This is a genomic window from Methyloglobulus sp., from assembly GCF_040079455.1.
Taxonomy (GTDB): Bacteria; Pseudomonadota; Gammaproteobacteria; order Methylococcales; family Methylomonadaceae; genus Methyloglobulus.
The window spans coordinates 1-5,806 of record NZ_JBEBKJ010000128.1 but is presented as its reverse complement, the minus strand read 5'-3'; the positions used below and the strand labels follow the sequence as shown (position 1 = coordinate 5,806).

Here is a 5,806-nt window from a genome sequence, read left to right as displayed (position 1 = left end):
ATTAACCTGCAAGTCTTTGAGTAGCGACTTGAGCAATGCCAGTGATTTGCCGGTAGCCAAGGTTGCATCTGGGATAATCAGCCACTCCCCCTTCCATGACCGTCCATCTCGTTCATGGCTATGCACCAGATTTTCAGCCATGTGTGCGGCATGATGCCTGACTACCCTTGATAAAGTACCCAGATGTTCGGAGATTTCCGGGTTACGTTTTTGCGGCATGGTGATACTGCCGACGGCACCGCTAACGAAACCCTCACACAACTCGCCAATTTCTGGCCTTTGCAGGTTGACGATTTCCTGTCCAATCCTATCGCCGGTTGACGTAATCATCGCTAATACATTCAACCATTCGGCATAACGATCTCGGCTGCTAGTCCAGGAAATGGCGGGCGTTTCCAAACCTAAGCGCTGCATAAAAGCCTTTTGCAACGCCAATGCTTGCGGCCCGAAGGAAGACAGGCTTCCGACACCGCCGCTAAGCTGTCCCACGCTTAGGCGTGGTTTAAGTTCGGTTAAACGTTGGCGATGACGTTCCAGTTCGTCCAGCCAAGTAGCGGCTTTAAAACCGAATGTAATTGGCAACCCTGGTTGTCCGTGGGTGCGTCCGCACATGACAGTGTGCCTGTGCTGACGAGCCAGATCGATCAGGATTTTTTGTATTGCAGTGAGCTGTTCTAAAAAGTGTATCAACACCTTTAATAATGTGCGTATAGTATGGGTATCGGTTATATCCTGGACGGTTGCCCCGTAACAAAGCCATTCCCCGCCAATGGCGCCACAGTGGCTTTTGACGGCATTAATCAACCCCATCAATGAATGGTTAGTTTTTAAAAAACCTTCGCCCACTTCTTTTAAGAAAGCATCATCGATAACAATGCCTTGGTAAGCCGCTTTAATTTCTATTGCAGCCTGTTCAGGTATCAAAGCAAATTCGGCTTGCACATCTGCCAGGACGGCCATGATTTTAAGCCAGCCTCTCACCCTGTTTTGCTCGGTAAATAAGGGACGTAGTTCATTATCAGCCCAGGATGAACCAAAGATCGTGGAATCGCTGATATGGACTGAATCAAGCATAGGATAATTACCGTTTAGTTACAGACATCCACGGATCAAGTCCGCCGCTTTTTCTGCGATCATAATTGTCGGCGCGTTGGTGTTGCCGCTGACGATAGTCGGCATTATAGACGCATCGACCACCCGTAAGCCGGTAACGGCATTAACCCGCAATGCCGGATCGACTACCGCTGCTGCATCACAGCCCATCCGGCAGGTAGTTGTCGGATGCCACGTGGTCGATGCCGTACGCCTGACAAAATCTGCCAAACCGTCATCATCACGGATATTGATTCCAGGGGACAATTCAATACCCCTGATATCGTCAAATGCCTTTCCGTACAGTATTTTAAGATTCCAACGTACTCCTGCCACCAAACATCTAAGGTCGTCAGGATCGCTGAAATAACCCGGATTGATACGCGGGCGATCGAGTGGGTCGGCGGATGACAAAGTGACTTCACCACGGCTAGCGGGCCTGTTGACATAAGCCGTGAGTGCTATACCGTGACGAGTAGCCTGACCTGCCTCAGGGTATTCGGGTGTTAAATTGCCGAACAAAAACAATTGCAAATCAGGATACGCTACATCGGGATCGCTTTTAACAAAAGCCCCTGTTTCCAGGAAATTTGAAGCCAAAGGACCTGTCTTGGTGGCTTGGTAATCGTTTGCAGCAGCAATTTTGTCCTCATTTGGCAATGGCGAAAAAGTTAGAGGTTGGGTCAATTCGCAGCGCACACGGGCGTGAATATGGTCTTGCAGATTTTTGCCGACTTCCGGCAAATCCACTCGCACGTGAATTCCCAGTTTTTCAAGCTCCAAAGCAGATCCCAAACCTGACAGCATCAGCAATTGCGGAGACCGGAAAGCCCCAGCAGATAAAAGGACTTCGCAATCGGCGTAAGCGTGTTCTAAGTTACCCAGGTGCAGGTACTGCACACCAATGACGTGATGATTATCAAACAGTAACTGGGTGGCCTGGGCATTGCAGACAACAGTCAAGTTGGGGCGAACCCGCGCTGGGTGCAAATAAGCAATAGCAGCACTGCATCGGATGCCAAAAGCAATCGTCCGTTGCAAAAGACCGCAACCATCCTGCTGTTCGCCATTAAAATCAGGGTTATGAACAATTCCCACTTCCTTAGCGGCGGCTAGATAACGCTGAGTGACCTGGGATGTGTGGGGGTGACTAGAGACCACCAAAGGCCCTGACTGACCATGAAATCGATCATTAAAGGCTTGGTTGGTTTCAGATTTGATGAAATACGGCAGGACGTCTTCATAACTCCAGCCTGTGTTACCCAAGCTTGCCCAGTGATCGTAATCAGCCCGATTGCCGCGTATATAAATCATATAATTGATGGAGCTTGAGCCACCCAATGTCTTCCCTTGCGGGATATAAATACGACGGTAATTCATACCGGTTTGCGGTACGGTACGGTCTCCCCAGTCGTAGGGGCCGTCTTGCAATTGGGGAAATAAGCCGGGCGTTTGAATGGCAGGGTCGTTGTCTTCACAACCTGCCTCAAGCAATAAAACACGGCAATTTGAATCCTCGCTCAGCCGGTTGGCAAGTACGCAACCGGCTGAACCGGCACCGACGATAATATAGTCAAAACCTGATCTGGACATGGCTTATTTTTGGCCTATCTCTTTCATGGCGCGTTCCAATACCGATTGTTGTTTACTGGCAAAATAAAGCTTCCTGGACTGATTGTAAGCATGATGGTCCACCAATTTTTGGCGGCATTCGGCAATCATATTATTCATGCTGCCAATTGCCGTGCCGCCGGGTTCCGTTCGTGCCTGGATAGCTATTGTGACATCTAGGGCAGACTTAAGCTGTTGTTCAGTCAGCGTAATAGAGTATCCAATAACGTTTTCTGAGGCCAGCAATAAAGCCTTATGGTCGAGTTCCATTATACTTTTACCCTGGTATTGGCTAGCCAGAAAAGCGACCAACCGATGCGCACTTCTAAAATCCAGTCCGCATTCCACTACCAATGCCTCAGCCAAGTCGGTGGACATTACCCAACCGGATGCCACCAAAGCCTTGCCTCTATCGGCATTGAATATCATATCTTCCAGCACTTCTGCCATCAAAGACGCAGCATTATTGACGGTTTGCATCGCATCAGGCAATTCCCCATAAATCAATAAGCGATTGTCCGGTTGACCCGATGGTGTCCTGGCCGATGCCGTCACCGTGGCCATCATGCCGATCATTTTATTGGCAACGCCACGGATGTGCGTCAACGCAAACGGATTCTTCTTTTGCGGCATGATCTTACTGGCGCGGGCGTGGCGGTCATCCAATTCCACAAGGGCAAATTCCTGGGTGCTGTAAACTTGTAAATCTTCAGCCAACCGGCTGAGATTGATGCTGCACGTTGTCAGGATTGAAGCGGCTTCTATGAATAAATCCGCTTGCCACATCGCATCACGGGCATGAGGAACTACGCCGTTAAAGCCTAATAAATCCGCTAATGGTTGCCGACCTTGTAATAACCTTGAGCCATTGGTACTACCGCAACCCATTGGACTAAGATTAAGCCGTGCAAAAAAAGCTTCTAGCCGCTCCAAATCCCGAAGTAACGGATATGCGAAGCCCATTACATAATGTCCGAAGGTAGTGGGTTGTGCAGCTTGCAGATAAGTGTAATCCGGCATGATGGATAACAAATGCTGCTCAGCTTTACTGACTATGGTCGTCGCCAGTCTTGCAATGGTTTCGATGAACTCTACCAGTGTTTGCCGCAGTACCAGAATAAACGCGGTTGTCGTCGCTTCCCTACGGGCACGGCCAGCCCCTAACCAGCCTACAGCATCGGTACGCTCAGCCAGCCACGCTTCACGGTTGGTATAAATATCGCCTCTGGCCGGACTCAGTTCAAACGAATCCGGCTTGCTTTGTAAAGCCAATAATTGTGCCAGCAAAAGATTACCTTCGGCTTTCGGGATGGTACCCAATTCGATGGCAATCAAAGTATGGGCAATATCAACTAATCCAATCGCTTCAAATAAATGCGCCTGATGACTTAATTCCGAGGTAAACGCAGACTCGACCATCCTGTCCGATGGTGGGTTTTTTAGCCTTGTGCCGATTCCCAGGACTTGTTCCTGTAATGAAACCGGTCGGCGGACATCGTTAGCTGTCATGTTACTGTGCCATTCGGAGTCGGTGGGTTACTGTTCGCACCATTGCTTTCTACTTTATTGGGATCCCAGGAACCTTCCCGTAATAACTTGCTTGTGACGCGGTTCAGTGTGTCAAAACGCAAGCCGTTACGTAACGCTTCGACGGCAAGAACTTGATCTAACGGGATATTGCCGAGCCCGGCATTCGCACCGAATTTTTCGATGAAAAAAGCCTGTTGGGACTTAAGCGGCGCTTCCCAGATCAAGGAATCGGCTTTATCGCCGATCATTCCAACAATGACATCGACTTCAAATTCATCGACATTACCCGAGTCATCGAACACGCCTACGCTATGACCACTTTCTCGCCCTTCGATAATCACCCATGCTGCGCCCCATTCCAGGTCTTCTAAAACTTCTTCGGCCATTTGCTCTGGGGTAGGTTGCCGTTTAGGGTCTTTTTTGCCAACTTCAGTAATCGGGGTCAATCCAGCATTTAAGGCGCATTCAATGATCCGTTTACGCCTGAATCTTGGAATGGGCAGGGTACCGTCAGAAATTTCAACGGCAGTAAACCCTAAGGCTTTAGCATGGGTCATATACACCCGGCAATGTTGGGTAAGCAATGCCACTTCCAATAATGTACCACCAGGAAATGTCAGTATATTTTGTTCAGCTAACAATTGAAGTTTTTCTTGCAGCAAGCTCTTGTCCATAAAAGCGGATGTGCCAAAGCCGAATTTCCAGTGATCGATATAGTTGGCACAGGCTTGCAGGATGCTTTGGGTTTCGTGCAGCCCCTTCCCGACGTCCATCACCATTGTACAGCCAGATTTACGCGGCTTTTGCTCCCGCGGATCGCGTTGGCCTTTTATAATATTTTCCCAAGCCAATTCAGCCATATTATGAATTCCCAACGAATAATTGACGCAAAGCCTTTTCAATCATGGCCAAATCTGTACCCCACGGCACGGTTAATGTATTACCTTCTTGTTCAAAATCATATTCCAGTAGACAACATTTCAAAATGGTTTTTTTATCGTCTGCCTTAAGCAGTTTACGCGGACACATTTCTACACGGGGCGGTTCATCTCCGTAGTAATGGCGATGAAATTGCAGGCTACGCTCACAGCCGAGCAAAGTCCACTGCTGACGTTGTGCAGGGCGTTCGTCCAGAAAATAAACCGGTGCACCCAAATCAGTTAGGCCTCCAGAACGGCATGGCACTAGATAAGCTTCTGGAGTTACCGTTCCGGCAAGATCACGCAGGTCGATTGTTTCCAATTCCAGGACGATAGGCGGCAAATCGGCATAACTGAGTACCTGTTCAACCATGTGATAAAGCTTGGGCGGTTCAGGCGGAATCACTTCGATCACTCGCAGCACAAAAGGGTTTGGGTGATGGATGATGTTGACATGGTCAAATGCACCGACCACGATTGCTGTCTGTTGCGGTGAAACTTGATGTTTCAAAGCCGTCTTGCCTAAGGCAGAACGGTTACCCGGATCGGTATCAGGATCGGCGATAAAAACACAGTCATCCGGCAGGGCTAATACTTCGACTTTTTCAACAGCAGTGAACAAAGTTTCCGAACTGGTGCGTTGTACGGCGATT

The 5,806-nt window shown here is 48.9% G+C and carries 5 protein-coding genes; all 5 read right to left on the bottom strand.

Going from position 1 to position 5,806, the window contains the following annotated elements; all coding sequences use genetic code 11:
* On the bottom strand, positions 1-1,074 hold a 1,074-nt coding region (locus ABL924_RS17505), incomplete at its 3' end, for a lyase family protein (RefSeq protein ID WP_349028383.1).
* Between the two features lie 18 nt (positions 1,075-1,092).
* The gene (locus ABL924_RS17500) at positions 1,093-2,685 is read right to left on the bottom strand and encodes a GMC family oxidoreductase N-terminal domain-containing protein (RefSeq protein WP_349028382.1); all 1,593 of its coding nucleotides are present in this window, start codon (positions 2,683-2,685) and stop codon (positions 1,093-1,095) included.
* 3 nt (positions 2,686-2,688) lie between these two features.
* Complete coding sequence (locus tag ABL924_RS17495) at positions 2,689-4,212, bottom strand: argininosuccinate lyase (protein WP_349028381.1); 1,524 nt, start codon at positions 4,210-4,212, stop codon at positions 2,689-2,691.
* On the bottom strand, positions 4,209-5,093 hold the full coding sequence (locus ABL924_RS17490) for a phosphosulfolactate synthase (protein WP_349028380.1): 885 nt from the start codon (positions 5,091-5,093) through the stop codon (positions 4,209-4,211). Before ABL924_RS17490 ends, ABL924_RS17495 begins: the two co-directional genes overlap by 4 nt.
* 1 nt (position 5,094) lies before the next feature.
* Positions 5,095-5,806, bottom strand: a 712-nt coding sequence (locus tag ABL924_RS17485; protein ID WP_349028379.1) for a hypothetical protein, incomplete at its 5' end; no start/stop codon positions are given.